General features: G+C 59.8%; 17 protein-coding genes and 1 tRNA gene. 12 read left to right on the top strand and 6 right to left on the bottom strand.

The annotated features are described in order from the left end of the window. Window positions 1-147: 147 nt before the first annotated feature. Window positions 148-1161 carry a KpsF/GutQ family sugar-phosphate isomerase gene (locus FIV03_RS10430; RefSeq protein WP_152509515.1) on the bottom strand — a complete coding sequence of 338 codons (1014 nt, stop codon included), beginning with the start codon at window positions 1159-1161 and terminating at the stop codon, window positions 148-150. Window positions 1162-1366: 205 nt separating this feature from the next. Between FIV03_RS10430 and FIV03_RS10435 the strand changes: the two genes are divergently transcribed. From FIV03_RS10435 to FIV03_RS10445, 3 genes are all read left to right on the top strand, one after another. Next, window positions 1367-2830, top strand: coding sequence for an outer membrane beta-barrel protein (locus tag FIV03_RS10435; protein ID WP_152509516.1), 1464 nt, complete (start codon window positions 1367-1369; stop codon window positions 2828-2830). A 76-nt stretch (window positions 2831-2906) separates the two neighbouring features. Beyond that, window positions 2907-4178 carry a lytic murein transglycosylase gene (locus FIV03_RS10440; RefSeq protein ID WP_209009929.1) on the top strand — a complete coding sequence of 424 codons (1272 nt, stop codon included), beginning with the start codon at window positions 2907-2909 and terminating at the stop codon, window positions 4176-4178. Window positions 4179-4212: 34 nt separating this feature from the next. Further along, window positions 4213-5490: a GDSL-type esterase/lipase family protein gene (locus FIV03_RS10445; protein WP_152509517.1), complete on the top strand. Its 1278-nt coding sequence runs from the start codon at window positions 4213-4215 to the stop codon at window positions 5488-5490. Between the two features lie 79 nt (window positions 5491-5569). Here the strand turns inward: FIV03_RS10445 and FIV03_RS10450 are convergent, their stop codons facing one another. Beyond that, window positions 5570-7000, bottom strand: coding sequence for a glutamate synthase subunit beta (locus tag FIV03_RS10450; RefSeq protein WP_031270545.1), 1431 nt, complete (start codon window positions 6998-7000; stop codon window positions 5570-5572). Between the two features lie 91 nt (window positions 7001-7091). Continuing rightward, a complete protein-coding gene (gene gltB / locus FIV03_RS10455; protein WP_286202284.1) occupies window positions 7092-11768 on the bottom strand; it encodes a glutamate synthase large subunit in 4677 nt (1558 codons plus the stop codon). 668 nt (window positions 11769-12436) lie between these two features. Here gltB and FIV03_RS10460 point away from each other — a divergent pair. From FIV03_RS10460 to FIV03_RS10480, 5 genes are all read left to right on the top strand, one after another. Continuing rightward, window positions 12437-12736 carry a DUF2282 domain-containing protein gene (locus FIV03_RS10460; protein ID WP_152509519.1) on the top strand — a complete coding sequence of 100 codons (300 nt, stop codon included), beginning with the start codon at window positions 12437-12439 and terminating at the stop codon, window positions 12734-12736. A gap of 189 nt (window positions 12737-12925) precedes the next feature. Further along, a complete protein-coding gene (locus FIV03_RS10465; protein WP_152509520.1) occupies window positions 12926-13822 on the top strand; it encodes a DUF692 domain-containing protein in 897 nt (298 codons plus the stop codon). A gap of 1 nt (window position 13823) precedes the next feature. Further along, window positions 13824-14609 (top strand): DNA-binding domain-containing protein, encoded by a 786-nt coding sequence (locus tag FIV03_RS10470; protein ID WP_152509521.1) that lies wholly within the window; start codon window positions 13824-13826, stop codon window positions 14607-14609. Between the two features lie 43 nt (window positions 14610-14652). Continuing rightward, a complete protein-coding gene (locus tag FIV03_RS10475; protein WP_152509522.1) occupies window positions 14653-15237 on the top strand; it encodes a DoxX family protein in 585 nt (194 codons plus the stop codon). A gap of 43 nt (window positions 15238-15280) precedes the next feature. Next, window positions 15281-16339, top strand: coding sequence for a low specificity L-threonine aldolase (locus FIV03_RS10480; RefSeq protein WP_152509523.1), 1059 nt, complete (start codon window positions 15281-15283; stop codon window positions 16337-16339). 108 nt (window positions 16340-16447) lie between these two features. Here the strand turns inward: FIV03_RS10480 and FIV03_RS10485 are convergent, their stop codons facing one another. Next, complete coding sequence (locus FIV03_RS10485; RefSeq protein ID WP_055661173.1) at window positions 16448-16894, bottom strand: Hsp20 family protein; 447 nt, start codon at window positions 16892-16894, stop codon at window positions 16448-16450. A gap of 274 nt (window positions 16895-17168) precedes the next feature. Between FIV03_RS10485 and FIV03_RS10490 the strand changes: the two genes are divergently transcribed. Both FIV03_RS10490 and FIV03_RS10495 read left to right on the top strand, forming a co-directional pair. Then, window positions 17169-17585, top strand: a complete 417-nt coding sequence (locus FIV03_RS10490; RefSeq protein WP_152509524.1) for a hypothetical protein — start codon at window positions 17169-17171, stop codon at window positions 17583-17585. A gap of 215 nt (window positions 17586-17800) precedes the next feature. After that, window positions 17801-18874, top strand: coding sequence for an alpha/beta hydrolase (locus tag FIV03_RS10495; RefSeq protein ID WP_152509525.1), 1074 nt, complete (start codon window positions 17801-17803; stop codon window positions 18872-18874). Window positions 18875-18904: 30 nt separating this feature from the next. Here the strand turns inward: FIV03_RS10495 and hisN are convergent, their stop codons facing one another. Both hisN and FIV03_RS10505 read right to left on the bottom strand, forming a co-directional pair. Next, window positions 18905-19711: a histidinol-phosphatase gene (gene hisN / locus FIV03_RS10500; RefSeq protein WP_152509526.1), complete on the bottom strand. Its 807-nt coding sequence runs from the start codon at window positions 19709-19711 to the stop codon at window positions 18905-18907. Between the two features lie 267 nt (window positions 19712-19978). Next, window positions 19979-20824, bottom strand: a complete 846-nt coding sequence (locus tag FIV03_RS10505) for an N-formylglutamate amidohydrolase (RefSeq protein WP_173013981.1) — start codon at window positions 20822-20824, stop codon at window positions 19979-19981. Between the two features lie 444 nt (window positions 20825-21268). Between FIV03_RS10505 and cpdR the strand changes: the two genes are divergently transcribed. After that, window positions 21269-21628, top strand: a complete 360-nt coding sequence (gene cpdR, locus FIV03_RS10510; protein ID WP_006932209.1) for a cell cycle two-component system response regulator CpdR — start codon at window positions 21269-21271, stop codon at window positions 21626-21628. Window positions 21629-21777: 149 nt separating this feature from the next. Next, a tRNA-Val gene (locus tag FIV03_RS10515) sits at window positions 21778-21852 on the top strand. Window positions 21853-21923 lie beyond the last annotated feature (71 nt).

A 21923-nucleotide genomic window follows, 5' to 3' on the forward strand; every position in this document is an offset into this window, starting at 1 on the left:
CACCAAGGTCTGCGGCGTCAAGCCGATGAAACTTTGGGGCAGTGTAAGAGGCTTATGGCTAATCAAATCCTAATGACGCGCCACTTGCGGGCCGGAAAAGAAACTTTTTCGACCCCGTGAGGCAATATTGCCTGCTTCGGTGAAAGATCAGGCTGCGCCGATGCGAAGAAGATCGTGCAGATGGACAATACCGACGGGGCGACCGTCCTCGATCACGAACACGGAGGTGATCGACAGGCTGTTGGCCAATTCAAGAATTGAAGCCGACAATGTGTCCGGAGAAACGGTCTTGGGAGCACGCGTCATGATTTCACCGGCGGATTTTGCCAGGAGATTTGACGAAACATGGCGGCGCAAGTCACCGTCGGTGATGATGCCGATCAACTGTTTCAGTTCGTCGACGACACCCAGCACACCGAAGCCGCGCTGGGTCATCAGGACGATGCCCTCGCTCATCGAGGTGTTTGCGGACACCAGCGGCATGCGTTCGCCGGTGTGCATGATGTCCTTGGCCGTTTTCAGGCTGGCGCCCAGGCGGCCACCCGGATGGAACACGCGGAAGTCCTGCGCGGTAAACCCACGTCCTTCCAGAAGAGCCACAGCAAGTGCGTCGCCGACGGCCAGCTGAATGAGGGCGGAGGTTGTCGGGGCGAGGCCATGCGGGCAGGCCTCGGTGACAGCAGGCAGGTTCATGACGATATCCGCTGCACGGCCGAGGGTGCTGTCCTTGCGCGAGGTGATCGCGACCAAGGGCACCTTGAAGCGACGGGTGTAGCTGACGATGCCTGCCAGTTCCTGGGTTTCACCCGACCAGGACAGGGCGATCACGACGTCGTCTTCGGTGATCATGCCCAGGTCGCCGTGACTGGCTTCACTGGCATGAACGAAGAAAGACGGCGTTCCCGTTGACGCAAGGCTTGCTGCGATCTTGGTGCCGATATGACCACTCTTGCCGATACCGGTGATGACAACGCGTCCCTTGCTCTTTTGAATGAGATCGAAGGTCTTCTGGAACGGGATGGCAAGCCCGTTCTTCAGCGCTGCCCGCAGGGCACTCAGGCCGGCAATTTCCGTTTCCAGGGTCCGCTCTGCGGAGACGAGGCACAGGGACGTCATGTCTGTATTTTCTTCGGAAACCGGGTCGCGCAGAACGGTGGTCATGAACATAATTCTTTTTTTATTTAGGATCGCCTAGCTCTATGCCAGTCGCCCACGGGGATCAAGAACCCGTGATCTATTAAATGCATTAGATCAGGTGACTTTATGTAACTTTGTGTAACCTTCCAAATTGCGAAAAAGAAACGAAGGATTAACCATCCTTCGTCAGGTTGGACCGGACATTCCACGTCGACTGGTCCCGGAATTCATGCGCAGCTTTCTGCCTCTGATCACTTTTCTTGCCGTTTTGCAGGCCGTTTCCGCGGTCGCACAAACGACGCTTGACGATTTGCGCGGATCGGACGACCCAGGCGGGGCGCAAGAATCAGCAGACCCTTCCGATCAGGCAGCCCAGGCGGCAGACCGCAATCCTACGCAGGCAAATGTCTTTTCCCTCCGTTCGACACTGAATTCGGCAACGGCGGAAACCGGATCAAGCGGCCTTGGAACCAATGGCAGAGCCACTCCGGTCAGGCCATTCGCAGACAGGATTGCAGCGGTCGACAGGGCGGTTCCTCTATCGGACAGCGGTATCGACGACAGCGTTTTTGGCGGAGATACGACCTTCGATGCGGCAGAGGGGATCCGGCTCGGGTCCTTCACGCTGACGCCCCAACTGACCGTTTCGACAGGTTGGACCGATAACCGGTCACAGGCGGCAGACGGAACCCCTGGCAAGTTCTACCGGATTTCTCCCGATGTTTCGCTGACCTCTAACTGGTCACGCCATCAGCTGGACACTTCGCTGCGAGGTTCCTTCACCGGATATCCCGGTGATACCGACGACAACGAGGCGAATGTCTTTGCGGCGGCAAACCTGCGGCTCGACATCAGCGAAGCGACACAGGTAACGACCAGTATATCCTACACGCTCAGCCAGGAGGACGACGGCAGCGCAGAATCGGCTTCCGGGACCGACTATGATCACGAACTTTCGGGAAGCCTCAGCGGTACGCGCGCGATCGGCATCGTCGCCGCGACGGCTTCGCTCGGCGTCGACCGGAATTTCTATACGTCGGAAAGCGGCTCGGAATCCGGACGCAACAACACGCTCTACTCCGCCAGCCTGCGGCTGGACGGCAATACCGGCAGCGTGTTCTCGCCGTTTGTCGAGGGGGCGCTGCTTCTGCGGCGCTATGACGACACCTGTAGCGACGCCTTGTGCGAAAAGCGAAATGCCAATGGCTATCAGGTCATGGGTGGCGTCACCATCGCATCAGGCCCCAAACTGACCGGGGAACTCGGTGCGGGGTGGCGGATCGAGGACATTGAGGATGACAGGCTTGAAAACCTGTCAGGCCTGATTGCCGACGCCTCCCTGGTCTGGTCGCCAAGCCGACTGACGACGGTTACCGCTGGCCTTGGCACCTCCTTCGAGGCAACCGATATCGACGGTGCCAGCGGTTCGATCATCTACTCCGGCGACCTGCGCCTCGCTCATGCCTTCAGTGATCGTCTGGTGGGCGAGACCGGTGTCGGTTACAGTTACCGGACCTATGAAGGTGTTTCGATCGAAGAGCGTACCCTGACAGGGTTTGGTGGTCTGACCTTCGCTGTGACGAAGAACATTGCGGTGACGGCGGATTATACCCATCGTCGTTTCGACAGTTCCCAGCAGGGGAACGACTATTCCGAAAACGCTGTTGAAGCCGGCTTTAGATTGCGGCATTAACGTCACGGTAACCAAATCAACATCATTCATGGGGCGGGGGCAGAAACTTACGGACCTGGGCATCGAGGAGGCCCTGATGCGGAACCTTGCGCAGCTGACTGCGAACGTGAAAACCATATTGCCCTTTTCAGGAAGACTGAGAACCCTCGGGCGCCGGCTGCTTTTGACTGCCGCGGCGACGGGCACTTTGCTGGCCGTTTCGGTGCCGGCACAGGCCGATCAGGGGTTCAGCCAGTTCGTTTCCGGCTTCTGGCCGACGGCCAGGGCGGCCGGCATTTCTTCCCAGACCTACAACGCGGTCTTCACCGGCATGCAGCCGGACGATGACACCTTGCGCCTGATGAGCAAGCAATCCGAGTTCGTCAAACCGATCTGGGATTATCTCGATAGTGCCGTTTCAGACACGCGGGTCGAAAAAGGCCGCGAGATGCTGAAGGAGTACAGCCAGGTTCTTGCGGTCATCGAAAACCGCTACGGCGTCGATCGTGAAGCTGTCCTGGCGATCTGGGGCATGGAAACCAACTATGGCGGCTTCATGGGGCGTCATAACGTAATCCAGGCACTGGCGACGCTGGCCTATGCGGCGCCGCGCCGGAAGAGCTTCTGGGAAAAGGAACTCGTTACCGCGCTGGCGATCGTCCAGGCAGGTCATGTGCGTTTCCAGGACATGGAAGGTTCCTGGGCCGGCGCCATGGGGCACACCCAGTTCATGCCCTCCAGCTGGAAGGCCTATGCAGCCGACTATGACGGTGACGGCCGCCGGGATATCTGGACGTCCATTCCCGATGCACTCGCCTCAACCGCTGCCTATCTGCAAAAGCACGGCTGGCAGACAGGCAAGACCTGGGGATACGAGGTAGCCTTGCCCAGCGGGTTCGACTATCACATGGCCGACGGCGAAAAGACGCTGACGCTAGGCGAATGGGGTCGATACGGAATTCGCCGGTCAAACGGCAAGGATTTTCCGCGGCCGTCCGACAACGCCATCCTGGTTCTGCCTGCCGGAGCAAGCGGACCGGCGTTCCTGATGCTGAAGAACTTCTACGTGATCAAGCGTTACAACAACGCGACTGCCTATGCGCTTGCCGTCGGCCATCTTGCCGACCGGATCATTGGTGGCGGACCGATCGAGGGTGACTGGTCGCGAGAGCACCTTCCGCTCAATCGCTCGGAAACCGCGGAATTGCAGGCGCTTTTGAACCAGCGTGGATTTTCTGTCGGTACGGCGGACGGCAGGATCGGACCTGCTACCCGAAAGGGTATCCGAGCCTACCAGCGCTCACGTGGGATGGTTCCCGACGGTTATGCATCCATTGTTTTGCTGGCACGCCTGAAGCTGGACGGCTAAACTGGGCGCAGTTCAGCTGCAGCAGGAGCACAGCGTGAGAGTTCAGACACGGCAACGGGAAGGGAAGGGGACACGCGCCGCCTCGCTTCGGGTTGTCGTATCCCTTGGTCTTGCGCTTGTTGCCTGCTCTGCCGGAATCTCTGCCGCACAGGACGCGCAACGCGGTGAAATCGTGGTTGCGCAAAACGGGCCCTTCCGGGGGTTCAACCCGTTTGCTCCTTTGCAGCGGTTATTTGGCGGTGGTGGCGAGAAGCGCACGAAGCAGCCACAAAAGACACAGCAGAAGCCGCGGGTTTCCCGGCCCTCGGGGGTGCCGCCCAAATTCGACGTTCTCGAAAAGGACCCCAATGCCGGCCTGATCCTGGTCGTTGGAGACCGCATGGCACGCGGTGTCGCCGACGGGTTGAAATACACACTCGCCCAAAAACCGCAGATCCGTGTCGAAGCCATTACCGAGGACAAGGAAGGCTTTGTCGGAGAAGGATCGCCGGACTGGGCGACACAGGTGGTTTCCAGGATCCGGGGGGCGGACGTTCAGGCCGTGGTGGTGATGATCGGCCGGCGGGACCTGGGTAAATCCTTTCCCGGTGAACCGCCCGTTGAATTCATGACAGCAGAGTGGCTGGAGAGCTACCGCAGGAAGGTCGACGGGCTTGTGCGTGTGGTGCGACAGGAAAAGAAACCGCTTGTGTGGGCCGGCCTGCCGCCCACGGGCGACGAACTGGTGAACGCGGATTTCACGCAGCTCAATTCGATCTTCCAGGGCGCGTCGGAGGACCGGAGAGTCCGCTATGTCGATATCTGGGATATCTTTCTGGCTGAAGACGGCAGCTTTTCCTCTTACGGACCCGATGTCGACGGCAAGAACACGCGTCTGCGGACGAACGACAAGATCGATTTCACCTGGGCAGGCTATCGGAAAGTCGCATTCTTCGTGGAACGCGAACTGTCCCGCCTGCTTGGAGGCTATGGCGGGCTAGCTTTCGAAGGCGTGGAGGACGACCCGAACTTCATCGTCCTGACCGGACGTACGACGTCGCCCGAAGCACTGCTTCTGGGCGGTGAGGATGAAGAAGAGATCAATTCGGCCAGCAGGACCTACCGCTTTTTCGTGAAGGGCGAGCCTTTGCCTCCGATGCAGGGACGTGTGGACGATCCACGGATGCCTGCCGTTGCAGTGTCTGCGCCGGTTGCCGCTGTTGAGGAAGTGTTTGCCCCAACAAGTGCCGACTTGCGTGAGAGCTTGAACTCAGCAGCCAGCCAGGACGCGCAAGGCCGCGTCTCCGTGACCGTGCGCCCGGGATCGCAATGACCCTTTGAAACATGTTTTGAAAAACACAAAACCCCGCAGGCGTTTGCCGGCGGGGTTTTTTCATTTCTGGAAATAGAGTTCAGCGCGGCAGGTCGGTCGAGCCGGTGAGGAACTCGTCAACAGCGCGCGCTGCCTGACGGCCTTCTCGGATCGCCCAGACAACCAGGGACTGACCCTTGCGCACGTCGCCGGCAGCATAGACCTTGTCCAGGCTGGTCTTGTAATCGTCGGTGTTGGCCTTGACGTTGGTGCGGCCATCCAGCTCCAGCTTGTCGCCGGCTTCAGCGATGTAGGTTTCCAGCAGCGGGCCGGAAAAGCCGATAGCCGCCAGAACGAGGTCGGCGCGCAGGATGAATTCGGTACCTTCAATCGGGCGGCGCTTTTCGTCCACGCGGGCGCATTTGACGCCAGTAACCTTGCCGTCTTCGCCGACAAGGGCAAGCGTTGCGGCGGAGAACTCACGTTCAGCGCCTTCAGCCTGCGACGACGAGGTGCGGAACTTGGTCGGCCAGTACGGCCAGATCGCCAGCTTGTCTTCCTTCAACGGCGGGATCGGGCGAATGTCGAGCTGCGTCACCGACAGGGCTCCCTGACGGAATGCGGTGCCGACGCAGTCGGACGCGGTGTCACCGCCGCCGATGACGACGACATGCTTGCCACCGGCCCAGATCGGGGCCTCGTCGCCTTCCGGCTCACCGCCGACCCGGCGGTTCTGCTGGACCAGGTACGGCATCGCCCAATGGCAGCCTTCCAGTTCCATGCCGGAGACACCCGGATCACGCGGACGTTCGGCACCTGCGCACAGGATAACCGCGTCATGACGCTCGGCCAGTTCTTCCAGGGCAACGGTTACGCCGACATTGACGCCGTAATGGAACGTCACGCCTTCGGCTTCCATCTGCTTCACGCGGCGGTCGATGTAGTGCTTTTCCATCTTGAAGTCGGGAATGCCGTAGCGAAGCAGGCCACCGGCCTTCGGCTCACGTTCATAGACATGCACGGTGTGACCAGCGCGGGCGAGCTGCTGGGCGGCCGCCATGCCTGCGGGGCCGGAGCCGATGATCGCCACTGCCTTGCCGGTCTTGGTTGCCGACAGTTCCGGTACGATCCAGCCTTCTTCCCAACCCTTGTCGGCAATCGCCTGTTCCACGCTCTTGATGTTGACCGGAATGTCTTCCAGGTTCAGCGTGCAGGCTTCCTCGCAAGGAGCCGGGCAGATGCGCCCGGTGAACTCGGGGAAGTTGTTGGTGGAATGCAGGTTCTTGAGCGCGTAGTCCCAGTCGCCCTGGTAGACCAGATCGTTCCAGTCCGGGATCTGGTTGTTGACCGGACAGCCAGTCGGGCCGTGGCAGAACGGAATGCCGCAATCCATGCAGCGGGCCGCCTGATTGGTGACGTCCTGGTCGTTCAGCGGAATGGTGAACTCGCGGAAATGGCGAATACGGTCAGAGGCAGGCTGATACTTCTGTTCCTGCCGATCGATTTCCATAAAACCGGTTACCTTGCCCAAGGCGACCTCCTCAAAATTTCATGCGTCTGTCCAGGGTGGCTGCAATCGGCCGCGTCATGCGGCCGAGAGCCAGTTCGTGCGTTTGGCCGGATTATTCGGCAGCGACCATGCCGAGGCGCTGCTCTTCCATTTCGCGCAGGGCCCGGCGGTATTCGACCGGCATCACCTTGACGAACTTGGGCCGGTACTGGGTCCAGTTGTCGAGGATTGCCTCGGCCTTTGTCGAGCCGGTCAGTTCCAGATGTTTCGTCAGCATCTGGCGCAGGCGCTCATCGTCATGGCGGGTCATGTCGCAGGAAAGGTCCACGCGGCCCTTGTGCTCGATATCCCCACCATGGTGGTGCAGCTTCTCCAGAAGATCGTCTTCTTCGGTCACCGGTTCCAGTTCGACCATGGCCAGGTTGCAGCGGGAGCCGAATGTGCCGTCTTCATCGAGCACATAGGCAATGCCGCCGGACATGCCGGCCGCGAAGTTGCGTCCGGTCTGGCCGATCACGACGACGACGCCACCGGTCATGTATTCGCAGCCGTGGTCACCCACGCCTTCGACAACGGCAACTGCGCCGGAGTTGCGAACTGCAAAGCGTTCCCCGGCAACACCGCGGAAGTAGCATTCACCTTCGGTTGCGCCGTAAAGCACCGTGTTGCCGACAATGATCGAGTTTTCCGGCACGATCCGGGTGTTCTCCGGCGGGCGGACGATCAGCTTGCCACCGGCAAGACCCTTGCCGACATAGTCGTTGGCATCGCCGACAAGATCAATGGTGACGCCGCGGGCGACGAAGGCGCCGAACGCCTGGCCTGCCGTGCCCTTCAGATTGATCTTCAGGGTGTCGGGGTGTTTCAGGCCCTTGTTGCCGTACCGCTTGGCGATTTCACCGGAGAGCATGGCACCAACCGACCGGTCGACGGAACAGATCGTCTCGTCGACAATTGTCGGTTCCTTGCTGTCCAGGGCCGGCTTGGAAGCGGCAATCAGGCGACGGTCCAGGATGTCGTGGATCGGGTGATCCTGACGCGTGGTCCAGCGGGTCTCTTCCGGTTTTGCTTCCGGCTGGAAGAAAATACGGGAGAAATCGAGACCCTTGGCCTTCCAGTGATCGATCGCGGCTTCCTTGTCGAGGAAGTCGGACCGGCCGATCATGTCTTCCATCGTTTTGAAGCCGAGGTTGGCCATCAGCTCACGAACTTCTTCGGCGACGAAGAAGAAGTAGTTGATGACGTGTTCCGGGGTGCCCTTGAAGCGCTTGCGCAGGACCGGGTCCTGGGTGGCGATGCCGACCGGGCAGGTGTTGAGATGGCACTTGCGCATCATCAGGCAGCCTGCGGCAATCAGCGGAGCGGTCGAGAAGCCGAATTCGTCGGCACCAAGAAGCGCACCGATGATGACGTCCCGGCCTGTGCGGATGCCGCCGTCGACCTGAAGGGCGATGCGCGAGCGCAGTCCGTTCAGCACCAGGGTCTGCTGGGTTTCGGCAAGGCCGATTTCCCAGGGAGAGCCGGCGTGTTTGATCGAGGTCAGCGGTGATGCACCGGTGCCGCCGTCGTAACCGGATATCGTGATGTGGTCGGCGCGTGCCTTGGCAACGCCGGCAGCAACCGTTCCGACACCCACTTCCGACACCAGCTTGACCGAGATATCGGCTTCCGGATTGACGTTTTTCAGGTCGTAGATCAGCTGCGCCAGATCTTCGATGGAGTAGATGTCATGGTGCGGCGGGGGTGAAATCAGGCCGACGCCCGGGGTCGAGTGACGTACCTTGGCGATCACCGCATCCACCTTGTGACCCGGCAACTGGCCGCCTTCGCCGGGCTTTGCACCCTGGGCGACCTTAATCTGGATCATGTCGGAGTTGACCAGATATTCCGTGGTCACGCCAAAACGGCCGGAAGCAACCTGCTTGATGGCAGAGCGCTGCGGGTTGGACGAGCCGTCCGGCAGCGGATTGAAGCGCTCCGGCTCCTCGCCGCCTTCACCGGTGTTCGACTTGCCGCCGATCTGGTTCATGGCGATTGCCAAGGTCGTGTGAGCTTCACGCGAAATCGAGCCGAAGGACATGGCGCCGGTGACGAAGCGCTTGACGATGGCTTCTGCCGGTTCCACCTGGTCGAGCGCGATCGGCGAGCGGCCGATTTCGTCCGCGGACTTGATCCGGAACAGGCCGCGGATCGCGTAGCGTCCGCTCTTTTCATTCACTTCCTTGGCGAAGGCGCGATAGGTGTCCGGGAGCTTCGCGCGCACTGCATGTTGCAGCAGCGCGACGGAGTCCGGGGTCCACATGTGGCTTTCACCACGGGTCCGGTAAGCGTATTCACCGCCAACTTCCAGCGAGCGGCGCAGGATGGCGACGTCGCCGAAGGCCTGCTCGTGGCGCAGAACGGTTTCATCGGCGACTTCGGCAAGGCCGATGCCTTCGATCATGGTTGCCGTGCCGAAGAAGTACTTCTTCACGAAGGACGAGCCGAGGCCGACAGCGTCGAAGATCTGCGCGCCGCAATAGGACTGGTAGGTCGAGATGCCCATCTTGGACATGACCTTGAGGATGCCCTTGTCGATGGACTTGATGTAGCGGTAGACGACTTCGTCCTGATCGACTTCCTCCGGGAAGTCCATTTCCATATGCATGGAAAGCAGCGTTTCAAACGCGAGATAAGGGTTGATCGCTTCCGCGCCATAGCCGGCCAGAACACAGAAATGGTGGACTTCGCGCGCTTCACCGGTTTCAACCACCAGACCGACAGACGTCCTGAGACCCTTGCGGATGAGGTGGTGGTGCACGGCGGCCGTTGCCAGCAGTGCCGGGATCGCGATGCGTGACCGGCTGATCAGGCGATCGGACAGGATGATGATGTTGTATCCGTCCAGAACCGCCTTTTCGGCGCGCTCGCACAATTCGTCGAGAGCGCCTTCCATACCGACAGCGCCTTTCTCGGAATTGTAGGTGATGTCCAGCGTCTTGGCGGAGAACTGGTTGTCTGCGATGTCGCCGATGGCGCGGATCTTCTCCAGGTCCTCATTGGTGAGGATCGGCTGGCGAACTTCCAGGCGCTTGGAGGTCGACAGGCCTTCAAGGTCGAAGATGTTCGGGCGCGGGCCGATGAAGGAGACTAGGCTCATCACCAGCTCCTCGCGGATCGGGTCGATCGGCGGGTTGGTGACCTGGGCGAAGTTCTGCTTGAAGTAGGTGTAAAGCAGCTTGGACTTGTCGGAGAGCGCTGAAATCGGCGTGTCCGTGCCCATGGAGCCGATGGCTTCCTGGCCGACGGTTGCCATCGGGGTCATCAGAAGCTTGATGTCTTCTTCCGTGTAGCCGAAGGCCTGCTGGCGGTCGAGGAGGCTTTCACCGGCTACCGGCGCGCGCTGGCGCACGCCCGGAAGGTCTTCCAGTACGATCTGGGACCGGTGCAGCCAGTCCTTGTATGGGTTGGCCGTGGAAAGCTGCCGCTTGATTTCGTCGTCGGAAACGATCCGGCCTTCGTCCATGTCGATCAGCAGCATCTTGCCCGGCTGCAGGCGCCATTTCTGGACAATGCGCTCTTCTTCGACCGGCAGGACGCCAACCTCGGAAGACATGATGACGAAGTCGTCGTCGGTGACGATGTAGCGGGCGGGACGCAGGCCGTTCCGGTCCAGCGTTGCGCCGATCTGGCGGCCATCGGTGAAGGCAACGGCTGCCGGGCCGTCCCACGGCTCCATCAGGGCCGCGTGGTATTCGTAGAAGGCACGACGGTTGTCGTCCATCAGCGGGTTGCCGGCCCAGGCTTCCGGGATCAGCATCATGGCCGCATGGGCGAGCGAATAACCACCCATGACCAGGAACTCGAGGGCGTTGTCGAAGCAGGCGGTGTCCGACTGGCCTTCATAGGAAATCGGCCAGAGCTTGGAGATGTCGTCGCCGAGCAGCGCCGACGATACGGACGCCTGACGAGCCGCCATCCAGTTGACGTTGCCGCGCAGCGTGTTGATCTCACCGTTGTGCGCAACCATCCGGTAGGGGTGCGACAGATCCCAGGACGGGAACGTGTTGGTGGAAAAACGCTGGTGGACAAGGGCCAGGGCCGACGAAAAGCGCTCGTCCTTCAGGTCGGCGTAATAGGCGCCGAGCTGATAGGCGAGGAACATGCCCTTGTAGACGATGGTCCGGCTGGACATTGAAACGATATAAAAGCCTTTCGAAACCGCATCGGTTTCGGCACGCACACGGTTCGAGATGACCTTGCGCAGTACATAAAGGCGGCGTTCGAAGGCATCTGCCTCACCGCCGGTCTTGCGAATGAAGACCTGACGGGAAACCGGTTCGGTGGCAGCGATGTCCGGCGCCTTGGAAAGCGATGAATTGTCGACAGGCACGTCACGCCAGCCGATCAGTTCCTTGCCTTCGTCTTCAATGACACGCTCGATGATGGCTTCGCACTTGGCGCGCAGCTCATCGTCCTGCGGCATGAAGATGAAACCGACACCATATTCACCGGCATCGGGAAGCGTGGTGCCGGCGTTGGCGAGTTCTTCTGCAAAGAACGCGTGCGGGATCTGCACCAGCATGCCTGCACCGTCGCCCATCAGCGGGTCGGCACCAACTGCGCCGCGGTGCGTGAGGTTTTCAAGAACCTGCAGACCGTCGGCAATTATCTTGTGGGACTTCTCGCCTTTCATGTGGGCGACAAAGCCGACACCGCAGGCGTCGTGTTCGCGCGACGGATTATAGAGCCCTTTGTCGGCGGCCGTGCTCAGTCGTTCCGCAAGTGTAGTGGTTGCGGTGGTCTTCATGTCCACGCTCCCCGCTTGCATGGCTGTGCTCGTCGTCAGCTCTATCTTCGTCATGTGCGCCCTCACTGTTGACCCCAGTGCCGCCGTGGCTGGGAGCGTCCGGTTCCGTTCGGGTCGCATTCCATCAAGAATGCGGTCCGGCGAACCCTGGCTTTCCTGCCCCGGCTCTGTTGTTGTATTAACCACGGCCGTTTATCAAAGCAAACCGCCGCATTGACGCAGCGGTCCTCCGCTGCCGAAACGTTCCGTCTCGCTTCCTTGCGGATCCTCCCCGGATCCGCACAGTGGTCAGCCTGGCTATCACCGATGCCTTGTTGTCCTGCGCCCTGTCCGGGCCGTTTTGGGCATGGCGATAATTGGGACAGCATACCTGTCCTATTCCAAGCGGCGCGAACATGACAGATTTCGCCGTCGTGAGCAAGAGTGTTTCTGCGTCGCCGCATTATAATTGTTTCGCGCGAAAAGTGCCAATCGTCCGGAAAGGTCAAAACCGGCGATAAATATGTAAGAATCTTGCGTTTGTTAAACTTTGTGCAGTTATGCTCGCAAAACAGTCACATGCGTTTGATTTCCTATTTATCTTCAATAGGGTCATCTACGGTGGGTGACTGGCGGCCCAGCAAAAACGCCGGTACGCAGTGATTTTTCAAAGACGAGAGGAGATCGAGATGAAGCATAAGGCCATGTCTGCAGCAATTGTTGCCGGTGCGGTGGCAACCGCGGTTGCAGGTCTGTCGTCAACCGTTCCGGCCCACGCCCAGGCCAAGGAAAAATGCTATGGCGTGTCCCTTAAAGGTCAGAACGACTGCAAGGCGGGTGCAGGTACGACTTGCGCCGGTACGTCGACCGTCGACTATCAGGGCAACGCCTGGACGCTCGTCCCGAAGGGCACCTGCGTGACGATGGATGTTCCAGGTGGCCGTCACGGCTCTCTGACCGAACTTAAGCGCGACCTGCCGGAAGCCTGATAGGCTTTAGACGGCCGCAACTGCGGCAATCTGGTCAGGCAGGCAGCTTCTTATCCCGCACTTGGTGCCGAGGCGGGCAGGGCGCCAGCCCTTTCAAAGTCAAGAGCCATGGTGCTTCAGTCAGCCAAGTCTGAAGATGTCCTCAGCCAGCGTGCCTGCCTGACAAAACTTTTTCCACCCGGAGGGCCCATGGTTTCCGATACCCGATCAACACCGGTACTGCGCAGCGAGGCGGTTGTTCCCGCGCGCGCCGGAGCCGGTCTGAAGCCGGAGCATGTCGCGGCTATTCTGGAAACGTCCGCGGATATCGGTTTTTTTGAAGTTCATGCCGAAAACTACATGGGGGCCGGCGGTCCGCCGCACCGGCAACTGGAGGCAATCCGCGAGCGGTATCCCCTGTCTCTACATGGTGTCGGTCTTTCGATCGGCGGTGAACAGCCTCTGGACAAGGATCATTTGCGGCGCTTGTCAGACCTGAACAAGCGATATGAACCGGGACTGTTTTCCGAACATCTGGCCTGGTCGACGCACGACACGACTTATTTCAACGACCTGTTGCCGGTACCCTACGACGAAGCCACGCTGAACCGTGTGTGCGATCACATAGATGAAGTGCAGGAGACCGTCGGACGGCAGATGCTTCTGGAAAATCCGTCGACTTACGTCGCCTTTGCACAGAGCACGATGAGCGAACTGGATTTTCTGAGCGAGATCGCGCGCCGGACCGGCTGCGGCCTGTTGCTCGACATCAACAACGTGCATGTGTCCTGCACCAACCACGAGAGATCCGCGAGAGATTACCTCGCCGCCTTCCCGATGGCTGCCGTCGGCGAAATACATCTGGGCGGCCATGCGCCTGACCGGGATGACGCCGGACGGCCACTGCTGATCGACGCGCATGACCGGGAAGTGGATCTTGCGGTTTGGCAGCTTTATGAAGATGTCATTCGTCTACAGGGGCCGCTGCCGACCCTGATCGAGTGGGACAACAATGTTCCCGCCTGGCCGGTTCTGCTTGCCGAGGCACAAGCCGCGGACCGCATTCTGGCGCAGCCTGCAGAGGCTGGCAGAAAGCAAGCGGTCTGACATGCGTGGTCCGCTGTCCCTGCCGCAGGTAAATGCCGCCTCGTTTGGGCGTGCGCTGCTCGACCCGCAAATGGCAACGCCTGATGGACTGACTGGTCCGGATGGAGAAACAGCGCCGAAGCGATTCAATGTCTACCGCAACAACGTCATCGTCAGCCTGTGCGAAGCGCTCGGTGAAAGCTTTCCTGCAGTGAAGGCGCTGTTGGGGGAAGAGTATTTCAGGGCGCTTGCCCAGGCCTTCGTGACAGCTCATCCGCCGGTATCGCCTGTGTTGATCTGGTACGGCGCCGGTTTCGCCGATTTCCTGGACGCGTTTCCGCCGCTCAAGGCATATCCTTATCTCGGCGATGTTGCCCGGCTGGAATGGTCTTGGCTCCAAGCCTATCATGCGGCGGATGCCGCGCCTCTCGATCCGGCAATCCTGGGCAGCATCGATCCGCAAAGACTCGGGGACGTTCGCTTCGTACCGCATCCGGCGGCGCACGTCGTGACATCTGCCTGGCCGATCTGGGCGATTGCGCGAGCCAACAGGTTTGAACCCGATGAGGCTGAAGCTGTCGATCTTGACGAGCCGCAATCGGTAATGATTACCCGGCCGGACATGGAGGTGGATGTCTATCTGCTGCGTCCGGGCGGGGCTGTTTTCACGATGGATCTCCTGCAAGGGCAGACGCTTGCAGCAGCGGCAAGCCGGGCTCAGGAGGAAGACGACGGTTTTTCCTTGTCCGATTGCCTTTCGGACTGTCTTGCAGCTGGTGCATTTTCCGCCCTGCAACTGGATGACTAACACGCATGCGGCAAATGGATGCCGCTTGATCATGGGGGATTAGATGGGTGTGCTGATTGGGTTTTTCGTCAGGCTCTACACGATGGTGTTCGGAGCTCTGGAACGGCTGACAAATGGCTGGTTCATCGGGCTTGCAGCCCGGTTCATTTTTGCCGCGATCCTGCTGCAGTTCTTCCTGAACTCGGCGATGACGAAAATAGGCGGCAACATCATGAACATCTTCACGCCAACCGCAGGTGCCTATGCGCAGATGCTGCCCAAGATGATGGAACAGGTCAGCTACGACACCAGTCAGATTGCGTTCTTCCCGTATGGTCTCATGGTGCTTCTGGGCACCTGGGGTGAATTTGTCCTGCCGGTGATGGTGGTTGTCGGTCTATTCACCCGCTTCGCAAGCCTCGGCATGATCGTTTTCATCTGCGTCATGACCTATGTCGACATCTATGGCCATGGGGCTGATGCAAAGACGATCGGGGCGCTGTTCGACGGTGAACCTTATGCGATCATCGCCGATGACCGGTTGCTCTGGATCTTCCTGTTGCTGGTGCCGATGCTCAAGGGGCCGGGTGTCGTCTCGCTGGACTGGCTGCTCGGCCGGTCCTATCGCAAGCGCGAGATGTACTACTGAAAAATCGGTTGCCGGTTGTGATGCCAAGTGATTAAACCGGCACATGAATTTTGCCAGTGACAATTGGGCGGGTGCGGCTCCGGCGGTGATGTCGGCGCTGGCCCGCTATAATGACGGGTTCTCGCCAGCCTACGGCACCGACCCGTTGACCGATTCCGTCTCCGCCACGTTCAACGAGATCTTCGAACGTGAAGTGGCCGTCTTCTTCGTGGCGACCGGTTCAGCGGCGAATTCCTTGGCGCTGGCTTCCTGTGCCAAGCCGGGCGGGGCGATCTTCTGCCATTCCGGTGCGCATATTCAGGTTGATGAATGCAATTGCCCCGAGTTCATGACCGGCGGCAACAAGCTGTTGAGCGTGAAGGGACCAAACGGCCGGTTCTCCGCCGATGCCCTTCGCGAAAAGATGGCGCAGGTTCCTGACGGTGTTGTCCACCATGGTCAGGTCGCGTCCGTTTCCATCAGCCAGGCAACCGAATGCGGCACCGTCTATACGCTGGATGAAATAGGCGCGATCAAGGATGTCTGCCGGTCCCGTTCGGTGCCGCTTCACATGGACGGCGCACGATTTGCCAATGCGCTTGTGACACTTGGCTGTTCGGCGGCAGACATGACATGGAAAGCGGGTGTGGACGTGCTTTCCTTCGGAGCCACTAAAAACGGCTGCTGGTGTGCGGAGGCCGTGGTTTTCTTTGACCTGGACGCCGCGAAATCCTTTGAGTATTTCCGCAAGCGCGGCGGTCACCTTTTCTCCAAGAGCCGCTTCGTGGCGGCCCAGTTCGAAGGCTATTTCCAGGATGACACCTGGCTGACGACCGCAAGCCATGCCAACGGCATGGCAACCCGTCTTGCCGAAGGCATCAGGCAGGCCGGAGGGCGTACTGCCTGGGCGGTGGAAGCCAACGAACTGTTCCCGATCCTGAAACGCAGCCAGATGGAAGCTCTTCAGGCAGCCGGTGCCAAGCTCTATGAATGGCCTGCAGAGGGCCTCGCCGAAGGCCACGCTCCGGCATCGGACGAAGTCTGTGTGCGTCTCGTCACCAGTTTTGCAACGACGGATGAAGACGTCGATGCGTTTCTGAAAGTGCTGTCCGGGACGGTCTGAGGGCCGCTCTGCTGTGCAGAGATGTCTCGTGACGTGCAGTAACATCAAAAAAGGCGCCTGGTTTCCCAGGCGCCCCGATGATGCGATTGCCGCAGTTGAACCAGGCGGTTAGTGCGCCGTGGTTTCGATCTGCTTGGTTTCACCACTGGTGATTTCGATCTTGCGCGGCTTCATGGCTTCCGGGATTTCCCGGACAAGATCAACGTGCAGCAAGCCGTTTTCGAGGCTTGCCCCTTCCACGCGGACATGTTCGGCAATCTGGAAGCGGCGTTCAAAGGTGCGCGAGGCAATGCCGCGGTAGAGAATTTCCCGGCTGGCATCTTCTTCAGCTTTTTCACCCTTGATGGTGAGCGTGTGCTCCTTGGCTTCGACGCTCAGTTCGTCGTCGGAGAAGCCTGCCACGGCCATCGTGATGCGGTAGGCGTTTTCGCCCGTGCGCTCGATGTTATAGGGCGGATAGCTCGGAGCTTCGTTGCCGGCGGCATCGAGCATCGAGAAAAGCCGGTCGAAACCGACGGTGGAGCGGTAAAGTGGAGAAAAGTCGAAGTGACGCATGTGTCTGTCCTCTCTTGAGCAACTGATACTTCACTGATGTTGAGCAGTCCTTGGTCCCCCGGATTGGCGGGACAGGCTGCGGTGCAAACCCGGTCTGGCGCTTGCATGAAGAGATTTGGTAATTCGGATTTTCATTTCAAGAGGCGGGAAATGTGGGGCGTCGTGGAAACATGAACGCCACATGAACAGTGCCTTCCGGTTGCGTTCAAGTGGCCCGGTGCATCTTCAATCCAACGTCAGCACGGCGCTGGCGGAACAAACTGGAGATTTGAAGATGTTTGCCAATGTTTCGAAATTGTCCGCCCCGATCGCCGGTGCCATTCTGCTGGTGTCCGCAGGTTTCATCACCACCGCATCCGCTGCCCCGCTGGTTGGAAAGACCCAGATCGAACCGGCAAAAGCCGAGCTGGTGGTCAAGGTCGATCATCGTCGTGGTAATGGCCGTGGCAACTGGAACGGCCGTCACGGTGGTCGCCATTTCGAAATGGGTCCGCGCCAGATCCGCCGCAGCCTGCGTCACCGCGGTTTCGACCATATCAAGATCCTCGACCGCCGTGGCCCGATGTACATCGTCCGGGCAAAAGGCTGGCGTGGCATGCCGGTTCGGCTGGTCGTCGATTCCCGCAATGCCAACATTGTCCGCAGCCATCCGATCGGTAAGCGTGGTCACTGGCAGCGCCGCTGGTACTAAGCAGCAGCTACAAGCTGTCTGACCCTTTCAGGGCCGGCTTCCCAGGGAGCCGGCCTGAAGCTTGTTGTGAGGGGCGCCTGGCACGGGTATCACTTGACGATGCAAGACAAAGCCGGACGGTGCCGGCAGGATCTGCAGGCGTGACGAGTTGTTGACGAAAAACCATTATCTGTTTGAAAAACAAACTCTCAACGAGCCCGAGTGATTCGCAGCGCATGACCTTGATCGACCATCCCGACAATCCGGTGCCCGAAGGGGCGCGATCCGGGTTCGTCACGACGCCGGATGACAAGAAAATCCGGTATGCGCATTGGCCCGCCGCCGGTGCCCGGCGCAAGGGTACGGTGACACTGCTTCAGGGGCGGGCGGAGTTCATCGAGAAATACTTCGAGGTGATCGAGGATCTTCGTCAGCGGGGTTTTGCCGTCATCGCCTTCGACTGGCGCGGGCAGGGCGGGTCGCAACGCCTGACCCGCAATCCCAGACGCGGACACGTTTCGAACTTCAACAAGTACAAGCTGGATTTGCGCACTGTCCTGAAGGAAGTTTCACTGGCGACCTACCCTGGGCCTCACTTTGCGCTTGCCCACTCTACCGGAGCGCTGGTTGTCCTGTCCGATACGGACCGTCTGCGGACGATGCTGGACCGCGCGGTGCTGACAGCGCCGCTGCTGGGCCTGCCGACGGGAACTTGGTCTCCCGGCCTGGTGTCCGGGTTCCGGTCGATCCTGCGCAAGCTCACTCTGGGGCTGTTTGGCCGCCCGGGCCTGAAGGCAACCTCTCCCAAGACGTCCTGGCTGATTGAAAAGGTTGCCATTCCGGTTGCCCGCCTGTTGTCGATGTTCGGTCTTGGCAGATTGTTTGTGCCGGGGGGCAACGCTGAAATTTCCGTGCCCTATGAAAGCAACCGGCAAACGACGGACAAGGCGCGGTTCGAGCGGTTCAACAAGGTGCTGGAAGAGGCGCCAGAGCTGGGTGTCGGGTCTCCCACTCTCGGTTGGCTGGGTGCGACCGGCCGCGCCATGCTGGCGCTGCGCCGGCGGGAGGCCGGGCCGAATATCAAATTACCCTGTCTGGTGCTGGCTGCGGGCAACGACCGGATCGTCTCCACACCCATGATCGAGGACTTCGTGGCGCGGGCGAAGGCGACTGCCTATGTGGAAATCGCGGGCGCCGAGCACGAACTGATGATGGAACGCGATGCCTTCCGCGACCAGTTCTGGGCGGCGTTCGATGCCTTTGTGCCTGGCCTTGAAGCCGAACAGGCGCTGGAACGCGCCCAAAGCTGATCCCACGCCCTGATATGGCCGTGTGGACGGTCAATCTGCCTTTGCGAGGTTCCGCAGGAGGATTTCATGCAGGAGCGGGTCGCCTGACGCAACGATTTGGCCGCCGTCGGCCGGAGAGCCGCCAGTCCACGTCGTGACAACGCCGCCTGCTCCTTCAATGATCGGCACAAGTGCAACGATATCATAGGCTTGCAGACCGGATTCGATTACCGCGTCGCCGTGCCCGGCTGCGACCATGCAGTAGGCATAGCAGTCGGTACCATAGCGGGATAACTGCACGGCAGCTTCGATCTGGTCGAACGCCTGGCGTTCGCCTTCGTTGAAAAGTGCCGGTGTGGTGGTGAAAATAGTGGCATCTTCCAGCTTCTGACAGGGCCGGGTCTTGAGCTGCCTGGCACCCAGAGGCCCATCGTACCAGGCCGTCTTGCCGTCGCCACCGAACCGTTCGCCGATATAGGGCTGAACCATCATGCCGAGGCTTGGAACGCCATTGGTCCGCAGGCCGATCAGCGTGCCCCAGGTGGGCAGGCCGGTGATGAAGGCACGGGTACCGTCAATCGGGTCCAGCACCCACACATGTTCAGCGTCGAGATTTTCCGGGCCGTGTTCTTCGCCAAGGATTCCGTGGTCCGGATAGGTCTCGTTGATCAGGGCGCGCATCGCCGTTTCACCGTTCTTGTCGGCGATGGTGACCGGGTCGAAGCCGGCTTTCCACTTGTTGTCGATTGCAAAGCCCTGGCGGAAATGCGGCATGATCGCACCGCTGGCTGCTTCCGCCAGCCTGTCCAGAAACGGGGCAAACAAATTGGAACTGGAAACAGGCCCTGCCGACATCATTACCTCCTGGCTGCGGAAACCGCTCAAAACCCAAATCAACGTGAATTGCCGCTTGTATAACCGGTTCTGCAAAAAAATGAATCTGCAAAACCTGAATGACTGCTCATACTTTGATCAGTTTCAAAGGGCTGTCGGGCTTGACCTTTGTGCGGTGCAATGCGATTTTATTGCGGTGCGATACGTTGTGTCGTACCGCCCTCCTTGGGCGTTTCCTCCCTAGACTCGGGCCGCCTCTTTTGAGAGCGGCCTTTTTTTTGGTCCGGGGTTTTATTCCGCTGCGATGGAGTCCGCCGGCAAGGCTGCATCCGGCATGGAGGTCAGTTCGCGGGCAAACTGGCACAGGTCGTGGAAGAGGTCGCCGAAGCCGGGGGTCGGCTGGTGGGTTGCCTCGTCCATATAGAGCCCGCGATTGATTTCGATCTGCAGGGCATGCAGACCGCTTGTGGGGCGGCCGTAGTGTTCGGTGATGAAACCGCCCGCATACGGCTTGTTGCGCGAGACGGTGTAGCCCATCTCCTTCAGCACCGAGCAGGCGAACTCCGTCAGGTCGCTGCTGCAGCTGGTGCCATAGCGGTCACCCAGGATGAAATCCGGCCGCGTGTCGGTGGTCTGGCATTTCACGCTTGAAGGCATGGAATGACAATCGATCAGAACGGCGTAGCCGAAGGTGACATGGGTCTGGGCCAGAAGCCGGCGCAAAGTGGTGTGGTAAGGCTTGTAGATCTCCTCCACCCGGCTGAGGGCTTCGGACACCGGCAGCTTGTGCCTGTAGATCTCGTGGTTCTCGCTGACGATGCGCGCCACGGTGCCAAGCCCGCCGGCCACGCGGATCGAACGGCTGTTGGCATAGGTCGGCAGACGCCCGTCGAACATCTTCGGGTCGAGCTCATAGGGCTCGCGGTTCACATCAAGGTAGGCCCTGGGGAAATGCGCACGCAGGAGCGGCGCGCCGAGCGGCACGACATGGGCAAACAGATCGTCGACATAAGCATCCTCCGACCGCCGGATGGCTGTTTCGTCCAGGCGGGAAGACGCTAGAAAGCTCTTGGAATATTGCCTGCCGGAATGGGGCGAATTGAAAACGAACGGAACCCTTTGGTCCGCAGGACACAAAACTTCAAACGCTGGAAAGCCGTTAAAGTCCGCCTCGAAGGAGGCTTGTGGGGAAGGCTGCTTGTCGTCCGTCAATGGTGTGTCCTGGTTGCCGCCCGGTGCAGGCCATGGCCCATGGTGCCAAGGAATCGCGGCGCAGTCCACCTTGGTGGGATCAAAAGCCCCGCGGCTGTGGGGAAACATCTGGTGATCGAGGGCAGGAATGGCCAGATGCCACTAATGCCACAGCAGTACCAATGGCCCGGGAATGCCTGCACCATGACGATTTTCCTTAACGTGAGAAGCCGACAGGTTCTCACGAGGCAAGTGATGGTTCTTTCTCAACAAGAGCCTATCCACACCGTGGGGACGTGATCCAATTCACCCTATCATTCTGTGGAATTCGAGCTATAACCGGCAGAAAGGGAACCGAACCCACACGAACAAAGGACCTGGTCAATTACGATGCCGCGTATCCTGCTTGCCGAAGATGATAATGACATGCGCCGCTTTCTGGCGAAGGCGCTGGAAAATGCCGGTCATGACGTCGTTTCGTTCGATAACGGCAGAAGCGCCTACGAGCGCCTGCGCGAGGAACCGTTTTCTCTGCTTCTGACCGATATCGTGATGCCGGAGATGGACGGGATCGAGCTGGCGCGCCGGGCTACGGAACTCGATCCGGACCTGAAGGTGATGTTCATTACCGGATTTGCCGCCGTTGCCCTCAATCCGGAATCGGATGCTCCCAAGGACGCCAAGGTCCTCTCCAAGCCATTCCATCTTAAAGACCTTGTCCAGGAAGTGGAGCGCATGCTGGCCGCCTGACAAGGTGTTGACGCGGCGGAAAACAGGGGTTGCGAACCGGGCTGGGGAAATTTTGACAGTTCGGTGAAAAAGGGGGGTTGCACAGTTTGCGGATCCCCGTTATATCGCACTCCACCACGGCGCTGGGGCGTCGGACTACCGAGAAATTCGGGCGTGTAGCTCAGCGGGAGAGCACTTCGTTGACATCGAAGGGGTCACAGGTTCAATCCCTGTCACGCCCACCATTATTGCGCTGATTGAAGTTTCAAGAAGCGCGGATTGATCAGAAGACAGGCGCAGGACCTGCCGCAGCTTC

The organism is Labrenzia sp. THAF187b, assembly GCF_009363375.1.
In the GTDB taxonomy this organism is placed as follows: domain Bacteria; phylum Pseudomonadota; class Alphaproteobacteria; order Rhizobiales; family Stappiaceae; genus Roseibium; species Roseibium algicola.